The following is a 24,255-nucleotide window of genomic DNA, read 5'->3' on the forward strand; positions in this document are numbered from 1 at the left end:
CCTATTGAGTTTTCCACTAACTAACTTTACCAAAACCACTCTCAAAACAAACTATAAAATAACTGATCACTATCAAAAACCAGTCTAGTTGACTGGTTTTACTTCAATAGCTATATTTTCAACTTAATCATTATGGACGCCTTTTGCTACAAGATTTTCCAGTTCCACTAAACGCTCTTCAAATACTCTAAAAGCTGCATCCAGATAGTCTGCACTAGTCATATCAACACCGGCTTTAGCAATGACGTTTAGAGGGTAATCTGAATTCCCAGCTTTAAGGTAATTTAGGTAGGCCTCTTTATCCTCCGGATTACCGTTTACAATACGCTCTGCTAAATAATTTGCTGCTGCGAAGCCGGTTGCATATTGGAAAACATAATAATTGTAGTAAAAGTGTGGAATTCTTGCCCATTCATATTGAATAAAATGATTATCTTCTTTAGTCAAACCATAATATTTTTCATTAAGCTCAGCGTAAAGGTTGTTTAAGTATTCGCTAGTTAGTACTTGCCCCTCCTGATCAGCTACATGAATGGCATGTTCGAATTCAGCGAACTGTGTTTGTCTAAAAATTGTTCCTTTGAAACCGTCCAAATAATGATTGAGAATTGCAAAGCGATTTTTATCATCTTTAACTTCTTTCAAAAGGGTTTCTGTTAATATATTTTCATTTGTTGTTGATGCAATTTCAGCTAGGAAAATAGAATAATCACCATAAACATAGGGTTGATTTTCACGAGTAAACGTCGAGTGTAGACTATGTCCAGTTTCATGCACCAGCGTATAAAGATTGTCTAAAGTATCTTGCCAGTTAAGAAGCATGAAAGCATTAGTGTCATAAGATCCACCTGAATAAGCGCCTGACCTCTTTCCTTTGTTAACATGGACATCAATCCAACGTTCAGTAAAAGCACGATGAACACGTTCAGAATATACTTCGCCAAAAATAGCCAGAACCTCCTCTGATTTTTTTAGAGCTTCATCATAAGTAAAACTCATATCCATTTGAGAAAGGGGTGTATATACGTCATACATCTTCAAATCATCTAGCCCAAGAACTTTTTGACGCAACTTCATATAACGATGTAAGAGCGGTAAATGATGATTAACTGTCTTAATTAGAGTTTCGTAGACCTCTTCTGGAATAAAATTGGCAGATAGAGCTGATTGGCGTGCTGATTGATAATGATGCACACGAGCTTTAAAATTTTGAGATTTCACATTTGTTTGTAATGTTTTAGCGTAAGTATGCTGGAATTGTTCATATGTGCTATACATAGCTTGATATGCTTCTTTTCGAACCGTCCTATCGCTAGATTCCATAAGGGAAATGAAATTACCATGTGTAAGCTCAACTTCCTCACCTTTTGCATTTTTTACAACTGGGAAGACCATATCTGCATTATCAAGGATTTCAAATGTCTCACCAGCTGCTCCAAAAATCTCACTAGCACCAGCTAACAATTCTTCTTCGTTTTGAGATAAGACATGAGGTTTATTTGCAAATATTTTCTCAAAGAAATGATCATATTTTTGCAAGTCAGGCATTTCTAAAAGGAATGACTGGTAATCAGACTCTGAAAGTTGCAATAGTTCTGGCTCGTAAAACGAAAATGTTTCACTAAATTTTGCATAGAGCGCTGTCGCTTTCGCTTGAAATTCTTGATATTTCGCAACAGTGGTGTCTTGGTCATTTTTCATTGAAGCATAGACATAAACTTTTTCTAAACGGCGAGATAAATCTAGTTCAACCTCCGTGATCTCCAATAAAGATTGGCTTGAGTCCAACAGATGACCTGAAAAACCCTTTGCGTTATCGATGGCTTGAGTAAGCTCTACCACTTCAGTTTCCCATAACTCATCAGTCGCAAAGACAGTAGTTAAATCCCATTGGTATTTTTCTTCAATATGTGAGCGATTGTCTGACATTTTGTATCCTCCAGTTTAATTCTTAGTGACTATTTTATCATAAAATACAGGGGGATAAAGTGTTTGGTCCAAGTTATTCTTATTTTTTTGATAATAATTTGTAAAATTCTGATAAAACGATGTTAGAGAATTTGTTATTTGACAAAAATCAGTATCTACACGTGGTGGCTGTATTTGAGGGAAGAACATCATTAGCTCTTGGGTTAATAGATTCTGACCAGAAAGGTAGGCCTTTTCTTGTTTTCGTAACCAAAATTGATTGCCATAGCGTAACTGCTGACGCACATAATCTCTGATATTTCTGTCTTGTTTAACCTTATAAAAATTTAGATTTTTTGATTGGTATGGCCAATTCAAAAATGCTAGAACGTCTCCACTAAGAGGGCAAGTTTTACTTAAGTAATAGACATGTCCGCGTAAATCTTCGTAAATCAAATATTTTAGCCTCAGTACTTCTAACCTCAAATCTAACTCCCAAATATGAAATCCGATACTTTGAGAAAATTGTAAAAATTGTTTATGTAGATTTGTTAAACGATCCTTTAACCAGAGTTTTTCCCCTAGTAACCATCTCACTTGAAAGTCTGCCTGTAGATATGCTTTTGTTCGCTCCCTGAGTCGCTGCTCTGATAGTCGGCTACACTGAACTTCTAAAGCCAATGTCTCATTCACAAATAAATCTGCAATCTGATTAATTTCTGGCAAATGATGCTCGAGCATAGTTTCATTCTCTCTACTTAAACTCATATATAACTTTGCTTTTAATTGCAAGTGCTCGTTAGACTCATTTTCATGATAAAACTGACAATTTTTTAGACTAATATGTGCAAAGTGTCTTCTCATGATTCGACCTGCTTTTAACCTTACAGCTGAACAACAAGTTGGACAAAAATACTGTCCCTTTCCCGGATGAGACTCGAGTAGATTAATTAAATTTCCTTGTCTGTCTTTAGCAATTAACATTTTTTCTCCTACTTTTACTATTCGAAAAAAGTTATCCTTTCGGATAACTTTTTATTTATTTTTTGACATTAAAACTAGGTAAACAAAGACATTAATTACCATCAGCCCACTTGTTATTAAAAATGGTGTCATAAAAGGTTCCAGATGTAGCTGGCTTGGAAGTTTCGTTAAAATAAGCGGTGTCAAAATAACTCCTATATTACCAGCTGTTAAGGCAAGGCTTGTGATAAAGTTATTATGTTCTTTTGCATAGTTTTTTGAAATATAAAAGAATACAGAAGACATGGTGCCAACAAAACTAGCTCCTATTAAAATACTAGCTACGATAAAAATGATCTGATTATTAGCTAAAGCAAATAGCACATTACCTATTCCCATAGCTAGAATCATGATTAATAGCGTCTTCTCTTGGAATACTTTAACTAATTTTCCAAATATAGATCCAACTAAAATACCACTAAAAGCAAGGAGAGTTAACATATTACTAGAGAAGCTCGTCGCGTAGTGATATTTTGTCACTAGTAAGGTTGGAATTTTGACAGTTGCTCCTATATAAGCAATACCTACTAAGAACGTGATGAACATCAACAAAGCCGCTTTAGTATCAAATGTTGTACTAGCTTTAAGGGTATGTGTTTGATTTTCAACCTCTGGAACATTTTTCCAAAAGAAAAAGAAAAAGAAAACAGGAATAACCAGAAGGTAAACCAAATAAATATAATTCACACCAATAGCTAAAACCAATCCAACAATAAATGTAGTTAAGGCTTTACCGATATTAAGTGATGCTGTTCTAAGACCAATCATACTGGCTCTCTCATCAGCCTCATATAAATCCGTTATGATACTAATTGATAGCGAATTATAGAGACCAATACCAATACCCAAAAGTAGTCGACTAGCCATCGCAAGTGAAAAATTACTTGTAAAAAATGAGATAAACCCAGATATTAAGATTAAACATAAACCAAGTAAGACCGTGTTTTTTTTGCCAAGTTTTGTGACTACAAAATTACTCAAAATAACAAAAATAGTAATCATCATAGCTGGAATAGTAACTAAACTCTCTACTGAAGCTAGTCCAATATGAGGATTTTGAGTATGGTAAAAGGCATACAATTTAGGAATTGCAGGAGCAATTGCTAAGTGAGACATCAAAAAGATAGAAATCGATAAAATAGTCAATTTCAATGAAAGTTTTGAATTCAATGGTTTTCTCCTTTAAAATAATCACTTATAAGTATATGAAGAATACTAAGCAAGGTCAAGTGAGTCGTTTCACTAATCTAAATACCTTTTTAAGATAGCTGCCTCTGAATCTCTCAATCTACGATACTGACCTGGTTTCAAATTCATATCAAGCCTCAAGTCACCAAAAGAAATACGCCTCAAGTATATAACTTTAACGCCATATGCAAGAAACATCTTTTTTACTTGGTGAAATTTCCCTTCTGTGATAGTTATTCTTGCGGTACTTTTGTCATTATTAGCCGTATCAATTGTTAATTCAGCTGGTTTACACTTTGTTCCATCGTCAAATACAACTCCTTCTTCAAAAAAGGTAATAGCATCTCTTTCCAAGAAACCATTTACTTCAACATAATACGTTTTTGCAACGTGGTGTTTTGGATGTAACATTCGGTAACCTAGTGGACCATTATTCGTGATTATTAAAAGCCCTTCCGTATCACGATCTAGACGACCAATCGGATACAATCCCTCCACCCTATCTTTTTCGCTAATTAAGTCTATGACTGTTTTATGTTCTGAATCTCTAACTGCTGAAACAACTCCTGATGGCTTATAAAGAAGGTAATAAGAACTTTCTTTTAGGCAGACTCTCTCTTTTCCTACAAAAATCGATTGTAGACCACTATCTACAATAACATTATCCTTTGTAACAATTTGACCATCTACAGAAACTTGCCTAGAACGAATTAATTTCTTAACCTGATTTCTAGACCCAAATCCTGCCTGACCTAATAATTTATCTAAACGCATACCCTTAGTTTACCATACTGTAAGTTAAACATTTGCTAATTCCTTTTAAAATCTTTATACTACTAATTAGTAATAGAAAAACAAAGGAGATTATCATGGGACTTTTAGTAGATGGCAAATGGGTTGATCAATGGTATGATACTGCATCAACTGGTGGTAAATTCGTCCGAACCGTTACACAATTCCGTCATTGGGTTACTAAAGATGGTTCAGCAGGGCCTAGTGGGGATGCAGGTTTTAAAGCAGAATCTGGACGATATCATCTCTACGTTTCACTAGCCTGCCCTTGGGCATCACGTGTATTAATCATGAGAAAGCTTAAAAATCTAGAATCTCATATCTCTATCTCCATTGTTAACCCTTTAATGTTGGAGAATGGTTGGACTTTTCAAGAATATAAAGGCGTTATTCCTGATATGATTAACCAAAGCCAATACCTTTACCAAATCTATCAAGCAAGTCAAAGTGATTATACAGGACGCGTGACAGTCCCTGTTCTTTGGGATAAAAAATGCCATACAATCGTTAACAATGAATCATCTGAAATTATGCGTATGTTAAATACTGCATTTAATCATATTACTGGAAATACTGACGATTACTATCCCGATTCCTTACAAGGACAAATTGACGAAATGAATAATTTTATTTATCCAAAAATAAATAATGGTGTCTATAAAGCTGGTTTTGCTACTTCTCAGAACGTTTATCAAAAGGAAGTTGAAACCTTATTCACAGCTTTAGATCAGTTAGAAAAACACTTATCTGATAACCATTATCTTGTTGGAGAACAATTTACCGAAGCTGATATTCGCCTTTTCACAACTTTAGTTCGCTTTGACACCGTTTATTATGGTCATTTTAAATGTAATTTAAAAGCGCTACATGATTACCCACATTTATGGCATTATACAAAACGTATTTACAACCTACCTGGAATTGCTGAGACAGTTAATTTTGATCATATCAAAAAACACTATTACGGTAGCCATAAAACCATTAACCCTACTGGTATTATTCCAGCTGGACCTAACTTAGACTGGACAATTTAATAAAGCATAATAAAAAAGTAAGAATGAATTTTTTCTCATTGAGATTCATCCTTACTTTTTTATTATTTACTTTACAACTTTGATGCCGCTGCTTCATCCACAATAATCACAACATCATCATGTTTTTGGAGGATACTTGCTGGCATATCTTCTGTGATAGGTCCTTTAATCATACTTGCAATCGCTTCTGCTTTTTCAATACCATACGCCACTAATACGATTGTTTTTGATTTCATAATAGAGCCTATACCCATTGATAAGGCTTGCTTTGGTACATCATCAATACTATTAAAGAAACGACTATTAGCTTCAATTGTACTTGGAGCTAAATCAACCACATGTGTTGTAATATCAAAAGGTGTACCTGGTTCATTAAAACCAATATGACCGTTACGACCAATTCCAAGGATTTGAAAATCAATTGGATTAGCATTTATGACAGCATCGTATCGTTTTATTTCTTCTTTCAAATCTTTAGCCAAGCCGTTTGGAAGGTTATTTTCCTTGAAAGGTTTAGCATCAAAAAGATGTTTATGCATAAAATAAGAGTAACTTTGATCATTACTTGCGGCAATTCCAACATATTCATCAAGGTTAATAGAAACCATATTTGAAAAATCAAGATTACTTTTTACAATCTCTTCGTAAAAGGTGATTGGGCTACTTCCTGTTGCCAATCCTAAAGTTTGAGCACCAGCTTTCATTTTCTCTTCTAAAAGAGTAAATGCAATTTTTCCCCCCTCAATGTCGTTCTTAACTGTAATAACTCTCATGTTTACTCTCCTTTTATTTGGTATAGACCTTTATGATTATATTATATGGTATATACCAATTTTTGTCAATAAAAACTTCTTAATTTCGTTATAAAACTAAAAAGAATTACTGTCCATTCTAGTTTAGACAATAACTCCACGATTAATATTTTATATTGAAAATAATTGTCCAATGACATAGGTTGCCAACATTGTCAAACAACCAATCATCACATTTCGACGCATGGCAGGTACTGTAGGGGCTTGACCTAACTTAGCACTTACATAACCAGTTGATAATAGTGAAACAATAACAATTATTACCGTTCCTACAATTCGTACCGAAAATGGCAATAACAGAATAGTTATAGTTGGAAAAATTGATCCGATGGCAAAAGCTATAAAACTAGATATAGCAGCATGCCAGGGGCTTGTATATTCACCGAACTCAATACCATATTTTTCTTCAACTAAATGCTCAATAGCATTCTTTGAAAAAGCCTTGTCAACTAGCCATTGAGCATGTTCGTGACTTTCTCCTTTTGCTAAGTAGATATCAACTAAGGATTTTTTGGCAAGTTCTGGATTATTTTCTAGTAGTTTCTCTTCACGCGCAACTGCTGCTTGTTCAGTATCTTTTTGAGTAGAAACACTAACATACTCCCCGCCAGCCATAGAAAATGCACCAGCTAAAATCGCGGAAGCTGCTGATAAAAAAATAATCCAAAGGTTATGAGTTGCACTCGCAACACCAATAACAACACCAGCTACAGAGATGATACCATCATTAGCACCAAGAACACCAGCTCTTAAAATATTCAATTGTTGGGAAAAATTTTTTGCTTCTTTCATCTTCTCTACTTCTCACTTTCTGACAATTATTATATCACTTATTTAGAATGATTACAATTATTTTTTATAATCATTCTAAATAAAAAGATTAGTTGGGTCATTTTTACCGAACGTGATATAATAGAAAAGCTTACTTATAGATAGGAGAAATCATGAATACAAACGATTTTGATTTTTATTTACCAGAAGAACTCATTGCCCAAACACCACTTGAAAAAAGAGACGCTTCTAAACTATTAGTCATCGATCATAAGAATAAGACGATGACAGATAGCCATTTCGATCATATCTTAGATGAACTCAAGCCTGGTGACGCTTTAGTAATGAATAACACACGTGTTCTTCCCGCTCGCCTTTATGGTGAAAAGCCAGATACACACGGCCATATAGAGTTATTACTTCTCAAAAATACAGAGGGCGATCAATGGGAAGTGCTTGCTAAACCCGCTAAACGCTTACGCGTAGGGACCAAAGTTTCATTTGGTGATGGTCGGTTAATAGCAACAGTCACAAAGGAATTAGAACATGGTGGGCGTATTGTAGAATTCTCATATGATGGTATTTTTCTAGAAGTCCTTGAAAGTTTGGGCGAAATGCCGCTTCCGCCATATATTCATGAAAAACTAGAAGATCGTGACCGCTATCAGACTGTGTATGCAAAAGAAAATGGTTCTGCTGCTGCACCAACAGCCGGTCTTCATTTTACAAAAGAACTATTGGAAAAAATTGAAACAAAAGGTGTGAAGCTTGTCTATTTGACGCTTCACGTTGGACTTGGAACTTTCCGTCCTGTTTCAGTTGATAATCTTGATGAACACGAAATGCATTCTGAGTTTTACCAATTATCTAAAGAAGCTGCTGATACTCTCAATGCAGTTAAAGAATCTGGTGGACGTATTGTAGCTGTTGGTACAACTTCTATTCGCACATTAGAGACAATTGGTTCTAAATTCAATGGTGAATTAAAAGCCGACTCAGGGTGGACAAATATTTTTATCAAGCCTGGTTATCAGTTCAAGGTTGTAGACGCTTTTTCAACCAACTTTCACTTACCAAAGTCTACTCTTGTCATGTTAGTATCAGCATTTGCTGGACGTGATTTTGTACTAGAAGCTTACAACCATGCAGTTGAAGAACGATATCGTTTCTTCAGCTTTGGTGATGCTATGTTTGTTAAGTAAGAATAGGCTTTCAATTAGAAAAAAGTTTTATCATTTTTTAACACGGTTGACATACTATAACGCCTCCAAAATGCTACAATATGATAATGAGTAATCGAAGTATTTTAGACGAGCGATTATGTTTTACGGTTAGTGAAACACATCGACTTTTCAATAAATTTTACCAAAAAGCTTTGGATGAATTTCAATTGACTTATCTCCAATACGTTATCTTGTTAGTCCTTTGGGAAGAGGATCATCGGCATATGAAGGAACTTAGTTATGCACTATCTCTTAATTCGAATACCCTAACTCCAGTTTTAAAGCGTATGGAAAATCGTGGGTGGATTGTACGAGAAAAACCAAGAGATGATAAAAGGCAACTCATTATTCATCTAAGTAACAAAGGTATTGAGTCACAAGATGCCGTTGTCAATGCGGTGCAATCGTGCGGGTATTTTTTCTCAGAAATTAGTCCTGAATCTTATCAAAAAACTGTTTCTGCCCTTTCTTCACTTAATCAAGTTATAAAATCACATTTATAAAAACCTCTTAGATAGTTAATCTAAGAGGTTTTTATTATTTTGATAGATTTATTTCTAATTCATATTAACACGATGCCATTGATTAATAACAAAACATAATTGTTCTAGCTGATATAGTCCCACTCCATTAATTTCTGAATCTTCCTGAGTAGAGCCACCTAAACCTGCAGTATAAATAGCAACAATATAAGGCACTTCTTCTTTGACAATTGCTCCAACATTCAACGCCTCACGGACATACCCTGGCTTTTGAGCAACAACAACATCAGATGGTATCAAAGCACGATAATAATCTGTTGGAAAAGCTTCTTCTAAATAAGTAATTAAACTATCATACTTTTTACGATGTTTCCAGAGATAGTCTAGCACTTGAATATAGTAATCTGTTGTCACTTTATTACCGTTTTTTTGTATATTTTTGATGTCTCCTTTAGATTGGCCATAACGACCAAACTTTGAATAAGCACTATCCATGCCACCAATACGCTCAGCTAAAGCATAGGCGGGTGTATTTTCTGAATAAACTAAAGAGTATTTTTGCATATCATCAATAGACATTGCCCCCGAGAAAGCAGCAACATAATTATTATGTTCACCAATATATTCATAGTCAGTCTCGGTAATATCAAAGCGTTCTTCCATGGACAACTTGCCCTTGACCACTGCATCTACTACCAACATGTTAAGAGGTAACTTATAGGTGCTCCCTGCTGTCATAGCCTGAGTATCATTCATAGCGTCCCTTTGTCCTGTTTTTAAATTTTTATAAGAAAAAGCAACACTATTTTTTTCAATGCCATATTCAGACATATAGGCCAGAACAACCTCTTTCAAGGACAAATGGGCATAATCATAATAGAGCCTATAGGCATTCATCAATTCCATATCCTGTTCCATGACCATTTTCTTTTTTTCAAGAGACTTTTCTACAATTTTTTGATCATGTGAGCTACTGGATGTCCTTGTGGTTGAAGTAGATAATACTCTTCTATCTTTTGTCTGCTTCAACTTAGAGTTACTGGACTTATTAAACATTACTAAAAAAATCAGCATGATTAATAAAGTAAGGGTAATAATAATGGTTAATCCTAAAATAAATTCTTTCTTTGTTTGTTTCACAACACCTCTCCTACTAATTTATTATAGTAAGAAAATTAGAAAAAATCAATGAGAATTCTATTCAAACAGTGATAATAAACATCACGTATTCATCCAAATTTTACCCAAAGAAACAATAGTAAACGACAGCAACTATTGTGCTAGTTAATCCAATCAAAGCTTCATAGCTAATTAGTTTCATACGATCTTTTATAGCCATATTGACAGCTCCGCCTGTCGCATGGAAGAAGGATCCATGAGGTAGCGAATCCAGAACAGTCGCACCTGCGTGAATCATAGCTGCACCCGAAACCGCCGGTACCCCCGATTTAATCAAGGTTTCAGCAAACGTTTGTGAAGCGATAGTTGTTCCAGAAGTCGTTGATGCTGTTGCTGCTCCCATAAAAATACCTGAGAGTGGGGCAAGGATAAAGGTCGGCATATTTAAAAATTCAAGGAGATGAATCATATCAAATTGTAGATTAGATGCTTTAATAATACCTGAGAGTGTACCTGTTCCAATCAAAAGAATTGAAACGCCAACAACTTTTGATAAACCGTATTCAACAAACGGTACCGTTTCTTTTAGGTAACCTGTTGCTAAAATACTAATTAGACCACCCAACGGCAGTGCAATCAAGGGATCAATAGTGATTCCAAATAAAGGACGAAGAGCTAATAAGCAGATAACCACAAGTGGACCAGAAATAGCCGGTAAGAATGCTGGCAGATCAGAGCCCACTTGCTCCTCACTATCATAAGAAATATCGTTATTTTTCTTGGAAACAATCTTTGCTAATATAATCGTAACTACTAAAGCTGCAATTGCAGGAATAATATTTTGTACCATTAAGCTTGTTAAATCAACCTTAAATGCTTCTGAAGCAGCAATTGTATTAGGATTGGGTGAGATAATATTCCCAGCCTTACCACCACCAATCATTGCTAACAGTATGCTAGATTTAGAAAGATTAGCTTTTTTACCTATTGCTAATGCAATCGGAGCAACTGTAATAACTGCAATATCAATAAAGACACCTACTGCACAAATAATCATTGTTGCGATGGCTAAAGCTGTGATGGCTCGCTCTTGTCCTAATTTTTTAATGATACTTTCTGCAATTTTTTCAGCTGATCCGGTTTTAATTAAAGCACCCGCTAAAATCCCTGATGTTAAAATGCGTAATATGGATGACATCATCCCTTGCGCACCTAATACCATAGTATTGACAATTGTAACTAAATCACCGCCACCAATCAAACCTCCAACTAATGCTCCAAGAATGAGACTATAGGCAGGATGAACTTTTTTGATAATCAGTAAAATAGCAAGCGCTAATCCTATTAAAGCCCCTGTTGTTGTAAATGTAGCTTCCATAACTTATCAGAATTCCTTTCAATATTAATGATTATACAAATTGATTAATCTAAAGACTTGAGTAGCAGTTTCTTTCATATTTTTATAAGCTACCTCTTTAGACATAGCCTCATCTAAACTGATAAGGCGTCGTACGATTGGAAAAAAAGCATCAATACCATGTTGATTACAAAGTATAGCATCTTCGGTGACAGATCCAGAGAATGCCACTACTTTCTTACCATATTTTTTAGCTAATTTTGCTACGCCAATTGGAGCTTTTCCCATCACCGTTTGCCCATCCAGACGACCTTCACCAGTAACTACTAAATCAGCTACAGAAATCGCTTTTTCTATGTTAATTTCTGATAGAATAATATCAATACCAGGTTCTAAGGTAGCATTTGTAAAGGCTAAAAAGGCAAATCCAAGCCCACCCGCTGCACCTGTTCCTTCAATAGTTGCATCTGCTTTTTCACTAACTGAAGTAGCTAAGGTAGCATAATTACTTAACCAAGTATCCATTTTTGTAATCATATCTTCATCAGCACCTTTTTGCGGTCCAAAAATCGAACTACAACCTTGAGCACCACATAAAGGATTTGTTACATCACATGCAATTTTAAAATCGCATTCTTTCAATTCCTCAATAACCTTATCAGTAGAGATAGATTTTAAATCTGCTAATCCTTGTGCTCCCAAACTGATTTCTTGATTATCTTTATCTAATAATGCATATCCCAAAGCTTGTAGCATACCTGCCCCACCATCATTAGTAGCACTACCTCCAATACCAATAATAAAGTGCCTACAGCCTTTACTTATAGCATCCTTTATCATTTCTCCAACTCCATAAGTGGTTGTATGGAGAGGATTTCTCTCTTCAGTAGCAATTAGGGTAATACCAGCAGCTGCAGCCATTTCAATAATAGCTAACTGACGCTGTGGAATAATACCATAACTCGCATGTACTTTTTCTCCAATAGGCCCCTTAACAGGGATTGTTTCGATCGTCCCCCCCATACCTAGCGTCAAAGCTTCAACAGTTCCTTCTCCCCCGTCTGCTAATGGATGTACTTCCACATCCGCCCCTGGGATTACTTCATTAATTGACTCCTTTATAGCATTGCCAGCTTCTAAAGAAGAAAGACTCCCTTTCAAAGAATCAATAGCTACTACTACCTTCATTTGAAAACCTCCTTGAAAATATTTTGTGAATCTTTGTTATTTTTTTTCACTATTTTATATCACTCAATTATAGTAACAAAATCAAATAACAAAAAATATAGACTATAGAACAAATGTTAGCGTTTTTATGATATGATATTTGTTATATATAACAAAAGGTAAGCTGAATGAAATTAAGAAAACAACTCGCACAACAAATCGTTACCTCTATCAAAGATGTTTGTCAACAAGATATTAATTTTATTAATACCAAAGGAATCATTTTCGCTAGTACCAATCCAAAACGTGTTGGAGAATTCCATGAAATTGGTTTAAAAGTAGCACAGACAGGACAAATGATTGAAGTAACAGATCAAGAATCTTATTTTGGGACACAAGCAGGGATCAATATTCCTTTCTATTATAATTGTGAATTATTAGCTACTATTGGGATTAGTGGAAACCCCAACCAAGTAGGAAAATATGCTTTACTTGCTCAAAAAATGACTCGACTCATCTTAAAAGAGCATGAATTAGATTATCTGGATTTCGGGCGAAAAAACGAAGCTTCTATTGTCTTACATCATCTTGTTGAAGGCAGAGAGTTAGACTACTATTACCTCAATCAATTTTTAAACCAATACCACCTATCAGAAAAAACTGACTATCGTCTACTCACTTTTGAAATCAATAGTCAAAAACAAAAATTACTCTTAAGTCAATCTGAAATGTCACTCTTGAACTTTTTTGATAAACTTGACACTGCTATTTATACCTTTAATTATCCCAATCAATACTGGCTTTTACTTTCTGACCAGATGTTTGACTATTATTATCCAAATATCCTATCAAAGTTTGAATGCAAAAAGGGCCTCTATAAAGTTGGTATCGGACAAAAATCATCTTTATCACTTTTAAAAAGATCATATGAAACGTCTATCTTAGCCCTGAAAGCTTTAAAAGGTCAACAAAAGGTCAACCTCGTCGACGACCTTGATCTTGAACTGTTATTAACAAGTATTGATTCTAATATTAAACAATATGTGCTAAATAAAGCGCTTGTAAACTTATCTGAAAATGATAAGATCTTGCTTAACTCATATTTTAAGCATAATCTATCATTAAAAGAATGTAGTCAGGAACTTTTTATCCATAAAAATACTGTTCAATATAGGTTAAATAAGATTTATGAATCAACGCAACTCAACCCAAGAAACTTTAAGGATGCAACTTTATTGTATCTAGCACTTAAATCAGAAGATATTAACCTTCATAAATTATAATAAAAAGGAGTAACCTATGGATACTCCTTTTTATATTAAATTGAAACAGAGACTAGTTGTTTAACATGTTATCTGTTATGATGTTCAAACAATGATTGACCATTTGTCCTAATCACTTTTTGGTACCAACCAAATGACTTCTTCTTGTAACGTTGTAGACTCCCTGTTCCATCATCATTTCGATCAACATATATTAGACCATAACGTTTACTTAGTTGAGCTGTAGACATGGATACACAATCAATACACCCCCAAGATGTATATCCCATTATTTCAACGCCATCTTCAATAGCTTTAGCAACTTGAACTAAATGTTGATTCATATAATCAATACGATAATCATCTTCGACAGTATAATCACCGTCTAGTGTTTCTATCAATTGATCTTTTGCTCCCAATCCATTTTCTACAATAAACAACGGAATCTGATAACGTTCATAATACTGATTTAAGACTAGGCGTAGCCCGATGGGATCGATTTGCCATCCCCATTCTGAAGTTGTTAAATGAGGATTAGTCAGGCCTCCAAGGATATTTCCCTGACCACTTTGATAATTTTCAAAGTCATAAGCTTGTGTCACGCTCATATAGTAACTAAACGATAGAAAATCTACTGTATTTTGTGCCAATACTTCCTCATCTCCTTCTTCAAATTTAATTTTAATACCATTATTTTTGAAATAGGACTGAATATAAGTGGGATATTTACCTCTGACATGTATATCTGAAAATAGCAGATTATGTTGCTCAAATTGTCTTGCAGCCAGGACATCTCTTGGATCAGATGTCATAGGATAAGCTGGCATAGCCAGAATCATACAACCAATTTTAAAATTAGGATTGATAGAACGCCCTAATTTTGTCACTCTAGCCGATGCTACTAATTCATGATGAATAGCTTGATAAAGCTCCTGAGGACTTAGTTGTGATTTGTCGGTCATAATAGCACCACTGGTGAAAGGCATATGTAAAATAGAATTCACTTCATTAAAAGTTAACCAATATTTTACCTTATCTTTATAACGCTCCATGACTGTTTGAGCAAATTTCTCAAAAAATGCTATCAAACGTCTATCAGCCCAACCATTATAGGTCTTTGCAAGATGAAGCGGTGTTTCATAATGAGATAAGGTAACCAAGGGCTCGATATTATATTTAAGCAACTCGTCAAATAAATTATCATAAAATTGTAAGCCAGCTTCGTTTGGAGCACTATCATCACCATTTGGAAAAATTCGAGACCAGGCAATAGAGGTTCTAAAAACTTTAAAGCCCATCTCTGCAAACAGTTTTATATCATTTTTATAGTTATGATAAAAATCAATTGCTTCTAGCTTCAAATTGTCTGGAGTAGGTTTGGCGGTGAAATCGCCTAAACCACCATTTGGAAGTACATCTTGTACAGATAAACCTTTGCCATCTGTTCTAAATGCACCCTCTACCTGATTGGCAGCAACTGCACCTCCCCATAGAAAATGTTTAGGAAAAACCGTCATATTATCATCCTTCCTTTTAAAGAATTACAAGTAAATCATCTTCATTTGTAACCATTGTCTCTTCGTCTTTAACGATAATTTCAAGTTGGTCAATTGAATTTGTAACTACAACCGGACTAATAAGAGAATACCCCTTTGAACTAATAAAATCAATATCCATTCGCAAAAGTAACTGTCCTCGTTTAACAAAATCGCCAACTTTGACCAATTGTTCAAAACCTTCTCCATTTAGTTCTACAGTATCTATTCCAATATGGATTAACACTTCGACTCCCTTATCATCCTTTAAGGCAATGGCATGTTTTGTAGGAAATAAACTTATAATTTCACTATCAAATGGTGCATAAACTTCACCCACACTAGGAGTGATTGCTAAACCTTCACCTAGTAATTTAGATGAAAATGTTTCATCGGGTACTTTAGATAAAGGTAATACATTGCCTACCATAGGTGAATACAATGTCTCTTTTTTTGATAAACCACTTCTAATATGTGTGTGCTCTTGAGCATTAATACTACTTTTTTCGTTTTCTCCTTCATCAATTCCCAAGAACCATGTAATAATGAAAGTCAAAATAATAGTAGCTATTGCTGCAATAACAGCATTACTGAAATTATTGCCCCCCTGTGGATTGATGTATTGTGGCAAACCAATAATAGATGGTACTACAAATGTATAGGAAGCAATATTAACTAATCCAATATAAGCTCCTACTAAACCACCTGATATCATTGCAGCGTATAAAGGCTTCTTGAATTTCAGTGTGACACCATAAAGTGCAGGTTCTGTGATACCAGCTAGTAGTGCTGATAAACCTGCTGCAAAGGCCACCTGACGTGTTTGTTTTTGTTTAGCCTTAACTGCAACAGCAAAAGAAGCTGCACCTTGAGCTAAATTAGAAGCTAACATTGCTGGTAAAATCAAAACATCTGGTGTCGCAACAGAAGCAGCTAAAAATATTGGAGCAAATGCCCAGTGCATTCCTGTCATAACAACCAATGGCATAATAGCACCAAGAATAGCTAAAGCTGACCATGGTGCCACATGGTAAATCGAAAGCATTGCACTAGACAATCCTTTACCAATAATTACCCCCAGTGGCCCCACGACCACTAAAGCTAAAAAGCCAGAAATGAGAATAATCAAAGTCGGTTGTAAAAAACTCTTCATTATACTAGGAACAATTTTATTAATCCATCTCTCAATATATTGCATAAGAAAAACCATAATTAAGATTGGAATAACAGAAGAACCATAACTAGCCAGTGTAACCGGAGCTCCAAATAAAGATAATGGTTTTCCTTCAGCTACCATTGTCACAAAAGCAGGGTGTAAGAGAATCCCTCCTACTGTAGCAGCTAATACAGGTGTAACTTTAAATCGTGACGCAGCTGAATAAGCAATCATTATTGGCATAAAATAATAAGCGGCATCACCAAAAAAATTGATAAAAGCTACTGTTTGAGAACTAGAGCTTGCTATACCGAGCATAAGGAGCAAAATACCTATAACCTTGAGCATACCTCCTCCTAGAAGAGCAGGTATAAGCGGCGTAATGACTCCTGCAATCGTTTCAATTAATTTCTCAAGTATTGAACTCTTTTTTTGTGATGAAAATTCTCTGGTAGTATTTTCAAAATGACCTAAGGTCAAAAAAGCATTATAATAATTATTGACATCATTTCCCAAAATAATTTGGTATTGATCATTTTTACGCATAACACCGATAACATTCGGAATAGTTTTAATAACCTGATCGTTGACAATTTCATCATTGTCTAAAACTAATCGTAATCGTGTCACACAGTGGGTTACGTGTTGAATATTTTTTTCTCCCCCTACTGCTGCGAAAATAGCTTTAGCAGTCTCTTGGTATTTAGTCATCTGATATCTCCTTTAAATTTTTAACTAATCGTTTAACATGCACCGTCAGATATAGGAGTTCACTTGAATTAAGTTGATATTGGTATTGGATAGCCATATTGTTGCCGATCTCTTTAACACATTTATATTCTCTCGGATATTTTTTCTTAACTACTAAAAGTAAATCAGCATCATCATCTTCGTATTTCATTCCTGATAAAACACGTTGAGCAAATAATTTGGTATGTGTCATGAAACGATAATAATCAATTGAACTTTCATCTAGTTCTGTTCGAAAATCTGTTTTTACTTTCTGTTCAATGTAAGATACAATCTCAGTGATTTTATGCGCTTCATTAAACGGATTATCCAATCCAGCATTTACAAAGTGCATAGCAATAAAAGCTGACTCATCAATTGTTAAACAAATACCCAATTCATCCTTTATAAGTTCCAGAGCCTTCATCCCAATGGAGTATTCATCAGGATAGTAACGCTGGATTTCCAACCTTAGTGGATTTTGGATAACCATTCCTTGTTCATGTCTTTCAATAGCCGAATGAATATGATCTGTCAAATTGATATAAAGAATTTCATCTAGGTTCTTACCCAATTTGATTTTACCTAGGTTGATAATTCGTTCTGAACATGCAACTACTTCTTCTGGAACAGTAATAAATAACTCCGTAAAACGGTTCATGTTATCACTATTTTTTAAAACAAATGACTTCTCAATAGCATCGCTATTAATCCTATCACCTATTCTTTTCTTAAATGCAATTCCTTTCCCCATCAGTAACACATCTAATCCTTGATGTGTTACTGATATGACTGCATTATGATTTAATACGCGTTTTATAATCATTAAAGTCCTAGTCCTTCACTCGCACAATAAAAAATGACCCATCCAAGACACAACAAAAAGTCGTCGTTGAATAGGTCCCTGCTCACAAAATGTGATAACATCCTTTATTATGCAATTTTATCTGTTATCAGCTTGCTTACCTTAAATAATAACACCTGAAAACGTCTTAATTTTATCATTTCTTACTAATCTTGTCAAGCGCTTTCAATAAACTTATTCGCTTAGTTGAAGATAATAGGACTGTTCTAGTTTTATCTGAGTTTGGACTTCTAGACTTTTAAAAAACATTATCAACTTTTAGAATAATAAAAAAACGAGCCTATCGACTCGTTTTTTATTAAGCTTTAGCAGCTTGGTAAAGTTCATTTACTTTATTCCAGTTAATAATTTCAAAGAAAGCTTTGATGTAGTTAGGACGAACATTACGATAGTTTAAGTAATAAGCATGCTCCCATACATCAAGCCCTAAAATAGGTTTCTTACCTTCCATAATTGGAGTATCTTGATTGGCAGTTGAAAGCACTTCAAGTTTGCCTTCAGCATTAACAACAAGCCAAGCCCAACCTGAACCAAAACGTCCTGTTGCTGCTGCTGTGAAAGCAGCTTTAAAGTCTTCAAATGAACCAAAAGTTGCATCAATGTCTTCAGATAACTCTTGTGAAATTTGAGTTTCTTCTGGTGACATCAATTCCCAGAAAAGAGCGTGGTTAAGATGTCCACCACCGTTATTGATGACTGCCTGACGAATATCTTCTGGAATTTGAGAAACATCAGCTAAGAGCGCTTCTAAGTCTTCTCCAATTTCAGGATGTTTCCCAAGAGCAGCATTTGCATTAGCAACATAAGTTGCATGGTGCTTATCATGATGTAGTGTCATTGTCTCAGCATCAATATGTGGCTCAAGCGCATCATATGCATAGGGTAAATCTGGTAAAATAATTGCCATGTCGAAATCCTCTTTTCATCTATTATTACCCTTATTCTATAGGAATTTGGAACAGCTTTCAACTCTTTTGTTTCTTTAATTAGGGCTTTTTATGAGCAATTTTTAATAAGGCTAAGTCAAAGAGATAATCCTTATCATAAGTCCCTCTTTTAATAGCATAGTCAGTCTCAATTAAAATCCTAATCGCTTCTTTTAAAAAAGCGAGGGGAAGGTTTCTAGAATCCCTGACAGCAAATTTTACTTGATAAGGGTTGATTTTACGTCCTATGTAATGGGATAGTTCAGAAACAATTTGACTCTCTGACTTTCCTTTACTAGCCAATATTTTAACTTGCAAAAACATCCGAAACTGTCCTAACATGATTGCAATCAATTTGATTTCGTCTTCGCCTTGTAGACGTAAATCTCTTACTAAATCACGCGCTAAATCTATCCTACCAAGTAAGACATCTTGAGTCAAATCAAATATATTATCTTGCAGGCTTTTAGGGATAGCCTCTCTAACATCATTAGACGAAATATGACCGTCTGTTTTATATGACTTTAAGAAAGCGATATTCGTTAAAGTATCACTAAAATCATAGTTAGACTTAATCAATAACTCATCAAAAACGCCTGCTTCAAAAACTAATCCTTCTTGGTGAGCATATTTTTGAAAATACGTCTTTAAATCTGATTCTTTTAAAGTATTAGCCTCTAAAACACGAGCATCACGTTTCAATAACTTTACAAGTCGACGTTTTCCATCAAGTTTTCCTGGGGCACAAATAACAAGTCTCGTAGTATCTACAGGATTCTGCAAGTAGGCTTCAAAGCGCTTCATTGCTTGTTCATCTAAATAAGTTTTTTTATCAGTCGTAATATCTTGAAACTGATCAAAAATAACAACCTTATAGTCTGATAAAAAAGGTAAACTTTCTAAGTCTAATTCCGCATTTTGATAGTCTTCTTCACTTAAATCAAAATAAGAATAGGCTAAATCGTCTTTATTGAATCCAATTACCTGAAATAGCTTCTCTTTCATCTGAGCATATTGCCCTAAATCTTCTCCTGCTAAAACAGTTACTAACCCTAAATTATCTGGGGTAATTCTCCCAATTTCTTCAATCGCAATCATATTCCTTATTATACCATAAGGAAACTTTTCAAGGTGTCAAATAATACTTAAAATCATTCATCAACTCTATGAGAAATAATTCCAAATTGACAATCTCGGATAAAATGGTCATTATTCTCTTCTAATTCTTTTTGTAAATTGACATCTTCTAACCCCTGAAGGTCACTATATTTTTGTATTCTTTCTTTCATGATATTTAGTAGCCAAGATAGATCTGTACCAGTTTGTGACGTTTGAATGACATTTTCTGATACAAAATGGTCAACGATTAAGCCTGCTTCTAACATTAATTGCTCAAGTTGACTTCCAATATGAATGTGTCCTCCTTCCTTCTCAACAGTTTGCCAGATTAGTGATTGTATTTTATTCATATTTACAAAGCTAGGCTTAGCTAGTTCTAAACACATTGCATCACTTTCTTGAAAAACATAAAAACCATTTTGCTTTAACAAAGGTGTTAAACTTTCTATTACTTTCTTTGGATTTTTTTGATACATTAATACACGACGTCCAATAATAGCATCAAAACTTTTTGTTTCAAAGGAGGAAAATGCTGCTAAATCTGCGTTTTGATAACTAACATTAGCATAGCCATTATCATGTCTAGCTTGCCATAAAAGTTGCTCATTAATATCAATTCCTACAACATCACCTTCTTTACCAACGATATCAGCAGCCAAACGCGTTAATTCCCCACTACCACAACCAATATCCATAACTCTCATACCGGGCTGCAAAGCTTTTTTTAATAATGCTTTTGAAAAATCTTCTCTGTGAAACATAATAACACTCTCCTCTCTTCTATTTTAGCAAATTAAAGGTTAATACGTACTATCAGCAAAAAATTATAATAGGTTGAAATTTTATAGCATTATTTTCTTGTTTTCGTATCTACTTTATTATAGAATAACAACTAATCATTTTTAGCATGACGAGCTCAATTACAAAAGGATAATCATGAAAAACTATCGAAAACTTATTGTACTACTACTTCTAATCTTTTTTGTCATTTTTACGGGAGCATATGCTTACACGCATATTGTTGAAAAAAGATCCCTAACTAGCAATACTATTGAAAAAACTCTACCTGTGGTAAATCAGATTAAGCCTCAAACCATTAAAGAATACCAAAATTACTTAACTAAGGTAGCTAAACGTAATGTTCTTCCTGTAGACATTCCTCAGGCATTAAATAATGAAAAGGTAGAAATTACCGCTACTGATGGCATGCAAACATTCACTTGGAATGATAAAAATAATCCTAAGCAAAAGGTTATCTTCTATGTTCATGGAGGATCATATATCCATCAAGCTTCCGAATTACAATATATTTTTGTCAATAAACTAGCTAAAAAATTAGATGCAAAAGTTGTCTTTCCTATTTACCCTAAAGCTCCTACATATAATTATAGTGATGCTATCCCCAAAATTAAAAAATTATACCAAAATACATTAGCTAGCGTCACATCTCACAAACAGATTATCCTAGTAGGTGAAAGTGCAGGCGGAGGCCTTGCTTTAGGTCTTGCTGATAACCTTGTCACGGAGCATATCAAACAACCAAAAGAAATTATTTTAATATCACCATGGTTAGATATTGCTACTAATAATCCAAAGATTGAAAAAGTTCAAAAAAAAGATCCCCTTCTTAAAGCTTGGCAATTACAACAAGTAGCTCCTTACTGGGCAAATGGAAAAAAGAATTTTAAAAATCCTCAAGTTAGTCCTCTTTACAGTAGCCAATTTAACAAGATGGCTCCAATATCATTTTTTATAGGAACGCACGATATTTTCTACCCCGATAATCAATTATTACATCAAAAATTAGCAAAAGAAAACATTAAACACCACTATATCGTTGGCCAAAAAATGAACCACGTTTATCCAGTCTTACCGATTCCTGAAGCAGAGACTGCTTTCAAACAAATGCTTAAAATTATCAATCATTAAATAAAAAGGTTTCCAATCAAGTTTAGTTGGAAACCTTTTTTCTATTACTTTTGAATGACTAATTGTCTTGAGATAAAAACTCTGAGAATAAAACTTCTTGACTAATCTTTTCAGCTAAAGCCTGTTTAAAAGCTAATTTCCCTAAATAATAGGATTTGTGGTCAATTGTTGGGAGTTTCAAAAGTTGCCCAACTAATAAACATTCCTGACCAATAATATAGGGACGTTTTTTCCTACTTTCTTCATAACCTTTTATTAGCCCTGCCGCGACTTCATCACTTGTAGCTAATATACCATCTATACTAACTTCTTTTACCAATTGATAAGATAAATTTAGTCCCTCATTAAAGTCATGAACATTCCCAACTACCATATATGGAGAGGATAGTTGCCCATAGACCTCTTGATAAGCTAATAATGCGGATTGATAGGTAGCAGAGGATTCATTATTCCTTGAAAATAATAAAACTAAGTGCTCCAAACCTCGTAACTTCATATCAGAAAACGCCTCTAGAAATGAAGAATAGCGATCAAGGTAAGCAGAGGATAGGTGATTATATTCCTGCAATTTTTCACAAACTACTATTCGTCCATATTTTGCATAAGTTTCAATAATATCGAGGCTAATTGCTCTTGAAGTGAATATTAAAGCATCAATAGCTTCCATCTTGAGCTGTTTCAAGTAGGAAAGTTCTAATTCTTTGTTGTAATCTGAAGGCATCATAACAAGTTGATAGTCGGTAGTTTTAGCAGCATCTAATAGGCCATTTATTAATTGTGTAAAATAAGGATGGCGCGTGTGGGGAATGACGACACCTATTTTTTGTGTTTTGCCTCGACTTAAATCCCGCGCTAGTTGATTTGGTATATAATCCAATTCGGTGATAAGAGCCATTACTTTTTGTCGTGTCTCATCAGAAACATGTGGGTGATGATTGATAACACGGGAAACTGTTGATTTAGCAACACCTGCCTTTTTAGCTATATCACTAATACTTGTCATTATAAGACTCCTACTTTAAAAATTTTTGAATCCCATATCCCACTCCGTCTTCATCATTAGACTTAGTTAGTTGATATGCTATCGCTTTGATATCATCAAAAGCATTATCCATAACAATAGGGTAACCTACCATTTCAAGCATAGGCAAATCATTATGTCCATCTCCAAATGCAGCCGTTTCTTCTCTAGCTAACTGCTCTTTTTGAAGGATGTAAGCAATTCCTTTAGATTTTTTGGCTAAGAGATGTGTAATTTCAAGATACGCTTTACCTGAACGTTGAATAGTGATTTCTGGTAACTCCAAACTTTGAAGATATTTTTCTAATTCTAGCATATTTGCTTCATCGAAAGTAATCATCATAATTTTAAAAGTATTTGTGTGACCTTCTAAAAACTGATCCTCATTATGAATAAACGTTGGGCATTGTTGAGTTAAACTATGTTCGTATCGGATTCCTTCATCTATTTTATCACAATACCAGTTATTAAGATCGTAATAAGATAAACTAACTTGAGGAAAATGAAACCGTATTCCTCTTAGCAATTGTTTTACTGTGCTTTTTTTAATGATTTGTGTATGAATAGGTAGAACTTGATTATTATCTCCTATTCTATAAATCAATCCTCCATTAAAAGCAACTTGGACTCCTCCTAATTGAAGTGCATCTACGGCATCCTTCATTTCCATAGGTGCCCTAGCAGACACTAAAGTTACTGGAATCGCTGCCTCACGTATTAAGGTAGCGTTACTTTTACTCACTTGTCCTTCACTATTTAATAGTGTACCATCCATGTCACAAAAAATACGTTTGATAGTCATAAAAAATACCTCTCTTCTTCTGAAATCAGTATAAA

General features: G+C 34.5%; 22 protein-coding genes. 5 read left to right on the forward strand and 17 right to left on the reverse strand.

Annotation, left to right across the window (positions count from 1 at the left end; all coding sequences use genetic code 11):
• Positions 1-123 precede the first annotated feature (123 nt).
• From pepF to HMPREF2818_RS08300, 4 genes are all read right to left on the reverse strand, one after another.
• Entirely contained in the window at positions 124-1,929 is a 1,806-nt protein-coding gene (pepF, locus tag HMPREF2818_RS08285; RefSeq protein WP_001282905.1) for an oligoendopeptidase F, read from the reverse strand.
• Positions 1,930-1,944: 15 nt separating this feature from the next.
• Positions 1,945-2,892, reverse strand: coding sequence for a competence protein CoiA (locus tag HMPREF2818_RS08290; protein ID WP_070508725.1), 948 nt, complete (start codon positions 2,890-2,892; stop codon positions 1,945-1,947).
• A 51-nt stretch (positions 2,893-2,943) separates the two neighbouring features.
• The gene (locus HMPREF2818_RS08295; RefSeq protein ID WP_070508728.1) at positions 2,944-4,101 is read right to left on the reverse strand and encodes an MFS transporter; all 1,158 of its coding nucleotides are present in this window, start codon (positions 4,099-4,101) and stop codon (positions 2,944-2,946) included.
• 72 nt (positions 4,102-4,173) lie between these two features.
• A complete protein-coding gene (locus HMPREF2818_RS08300; protein ID WP_001234962.1) occupies positions 4,174-4,893 on the reverse strand; it encodes a 16S rRNA pseudouridine(516) synthase in 720 nt (239 codons plus the stop codon).
• A 95-nt stretch (positions 4,894-4,988) separates the two neighbouring features.
• Between HMPREF2818_RS08300 and HMPREF2818_RS08305 the strand changes: the two genes are divergently transcribed.
• The gene (locus tag HMPREF2818_RS08305; protein ID WP_000523783.1) at positions 4,989-5,945 is read left to right on the forward strand and encodes a glutathione S-transferase family protein; all 957 of its coding nucleotides are present in this window, start codon (positions 4,989-4,991) and stop codon (positions 5,943-5,945) included.
• A gap of 71 nt (positions 5,946-6,016) precedes the next feature.
• Here HMPREF2818_RS08305 and HMPREF2818_RS08310 read toward each other — a convergent pair whose 3' ends face one another.
• Positions 6,017-6,718 carry a glucosamine-6-phosphate deaminase gene (locus HMPREF2818_RS08310; protein ID WP_001263956.1) on the reverse strand — a complete coding sequence of 234 codons (702 nt, stop codon included), beginning with the start codon at positions 6,716-6,718 and terminating at the stop codon, positions 6,017-6,019.
• A 150-nt stretch (positions 6,719-6,868) separates the two neighbouring features.
• Entirely contained in the window at positions 6,869-7,549 is a 681-nt protein-coding gene (locus HMPREF2818_RS08315; RefSeq protein ID WP_000656582.1) for a VIT1/CCC1 transporter family protein, read from the reverse strand.
• A 152-nt stretch (positions 7,550-7,701) separates the two neighbouring features.
• Here HMPREF2818_RS08315 and queA point away from each other — a divergent pair, with 152 nt between their 5' ends.
• Positions 7,702-8,730 carry a tRNA preQ1(34) S-adenosylmethionine ribosyltransferase-isomerase QueA gene (gene queA, locus HMPREF2818_RS08320; RefSeq protein WP_001095266.1) on the forward strand — a complete coding sequence of 343 codons (1,029 nt, stop codon included), beginning with the start codon at positions 7,702-7,704 and terminating at the stop codon, positions 8,728-8,730.
• An 86-nt stretch (positions 8,731-8,816) separates the two neighbouring features.
• Complete coding sequence (locus tag HMPREF2818_RS10020; protein ID WP_011074720.1) at positions 8,817-9,254, forward strand: MarR family winged helix-turn-helix transcriptional regulator; 438 nt, start codon at positions 8,817-8,819, stop codon at positions 9,252-9,254.
• A 54-nt stretch (positions 9,255-9,308) separates the two neighbouring features.
• Here the strand turns inward: HMPREF2818_RS10020 and HMPREF2818_RS08330 are convergent, their stop codons facing one another.
• The 3 genes from HMPREF2818_RS08330 to HMPREF2818_RS08340 all read right to left on the reverse strand — a co-directional run bounded on the left by HMPREF2818_RS08330 (position 9,309) and on the right by HMPREF2818_RS08340 (position 12,897).
• The gene (locus tag HMPREF2818_RS08330; RefSeq protein ID WP_000814870.1) at positions 9,309-10,373 is read right to left on the reverse strand and encodes a serine hydrolase; all 1,065 of its coding nucleotides are present in this window, start codon (positions 10,371-10,373) and stop codon (positions 9,309-9,311) included.
• A gap of 100 nt (positions 10,374-10,473) precedes the next feature.
• Positions 10,474-11,730, reverse strand: coding sequence for a GntP family permease (locus HMPREF2818_RS08335; protein ID WP_000388406.1), 1,257 nt, complete (start codon positions 11,728-11,730; stop codon positions 10,474-10,476).
• 24 nt (positions 11,731-11,754) lie between these two features.
• On the reverse strand, positions 11,755-12,897 hold the full coding sequence (locus HMPREF2818_RS08340) for a glycerate kinase family protein (RefSeq protein ID WP_000869898.1): 1,143 nt from the start codon (positions 12,895-12,897) through the stop codon (positions 11,755-11,757).
• Positions 12,898-13,064: 167 nt separating this feature from the next.
• On the opposite strand from HMPREF2818_RS08340, the gene HMPREF2818_RS08345 reads away from it, so the two are divergent.
• Positions 13,065-14,159: a CdaR family transcriptional regulator gene (locus tag HMPREF2818_RS08345; protein ID WP_000776699.1), complete on the forward strand. Its 1,095-nt coding sequence runs from the start codon at positions 13,065-13,067 to the stop codon at positions 14,157-14,159.
• Positions 14,160-14,227: 68 nt separating this feature from the next.
• On the opposite strand, the gene HMPREF2818_RS08350 is transcribed toward HMPREF2818_RS08345, so the two are convergent.
• The 6 genes from HMPREF2818_RS08350 to HMPREF2818_RS08375 form a co-directional block, all read right to left on the reverse strand.
• Positions 14,228-15,655 (reverse strand): glycoside hydrolase family 1 protein, encoded by a 1,428-nt coding sequence (locus tag HMPREF2818_RS08350; protein ID WP_000215677.1) that lies wholly within the window; start codon positions 15,653-15,655, stop codon positions 14,228-14,230.
• Between the two features lie 16 nt (positions 15,656-15,671).
• Entirely contained in the window at positions 15,672-17,540 is a 1,869-nt protein-coding gene (locus tag HMPREF2818_RS08355; protein ID WP_000170531.1) for a PTS beta-glucoside transporter subunit IIBCA, read from the reverse strand.
• On the reverse strand, positions 17,533-18,384 hold the full coding sequence (gene licT, locus HMPREF2818_RS08360) for a BglG family transcription antiterminator LicT (RefSeq protein ID WP_000584610.1): 852 nt from the start codon (positions 18,382-18,384) through the stop codon (positions 17,533-17,535). The genes HMPREF2818_RS08355 and licT overlap by 8 nt, the downstream gene beginning before the upstream one ends.
• Positions 18,385-18,721: 337 nt before the next feature.
• Positions 18,722-19,330 (reverse strand): superoxide dismutase SodA, encoded by a 609-nt coding sequence (sodA, locus tag HMPREF2818_RS08365; protein ID WP_000974723.1) that lies wholly within the window; start codon positions 19,328-19,330, stop codon positions 18,722-18,724.
• A gap of 79 nt (positions 19,331-19,409) precedes the next feature.
• Positions 19,410-20,447: a DNA polymerase III subunit delta gene (gene holA, locus HMPREF2818_RS08370; protein ID WP_000560292.1), complete on the reverse strand. Its 1,038-nt coding sequence runs from the start codon at positions 20,445-20,447 to the stop codon at positions 19,410-19,412.
• 53 nt (positions 20,448-20,500) lie between these two features.
• Positions 20,501-21,229: a class I SAM-dependent methyltransferase gene (locus tag HMPREF2818_RS08375; RefSeq protein ID WP_000468965.1), complete on the reverse strand. Its 729-nt coding sequence runs from the start codon at positions 21,227-21,229 to the stop codon at positions 20,501-20,503.
• 175 nt (positions 21,230-21,404) lie between these two features.
• Here HMPREF2818_RS08375 and HMPREF2818_RS08380 point away from each other — a divergent pair, with 175 nt between their 5' ends.
• Entirely contained in the window at positions 21,405-22,397 is a 993-nt protein-coding gene (locus HMPREF2818_RS08380; RefSeq protein ID WP_000800994.1) for an alpha/beta hydrolase fold domain-containing protein, read from the forward strand.
• Between the two features lie 58 nt (positions 22,398-22,455).
• Here the strand turns inward: HMPREF2818_RS08380 and HMPREF2818_RS08385 are convergent, their stop codons facing one another.
• Positions 22,456-23,400 carry a LacI family DNA-binding transcriptional regulator gene (locus HMPREF2818_RS08385; protein WP_000200825.1) on the reverse strand — a complete coding sequence of 315 codons (945 nt, stop codon included), beginning with the start codon at positions 23,398-23,400 and terminating at the stop codon, positions 22,456-22,458.
• Between the two features lie 10 nt (positions 23,401-23,410).
• A complete protein-coding gene (locus HMPREF2818_RS08390; RefSeq protein WP_000153219.1) occupies positions 23,411-24,220 on the reverse strand; it encodes a Cof-type HAD-IIB family hydrolase in 810 nt (269 codons plus the stop codon).
• Positions 24,221-24,255 lie beyond the last annotated feature (35 nt).

Source organism: Streptococcus sp. HMSC076H09 (assembly GCF_001811765.1).
Classification (GTDB): Bacteria; Bacillota; Bacilli; order Lactobacillales; family Streptococcaceae; genus Streptococcus; species Streptococcus agalactiae.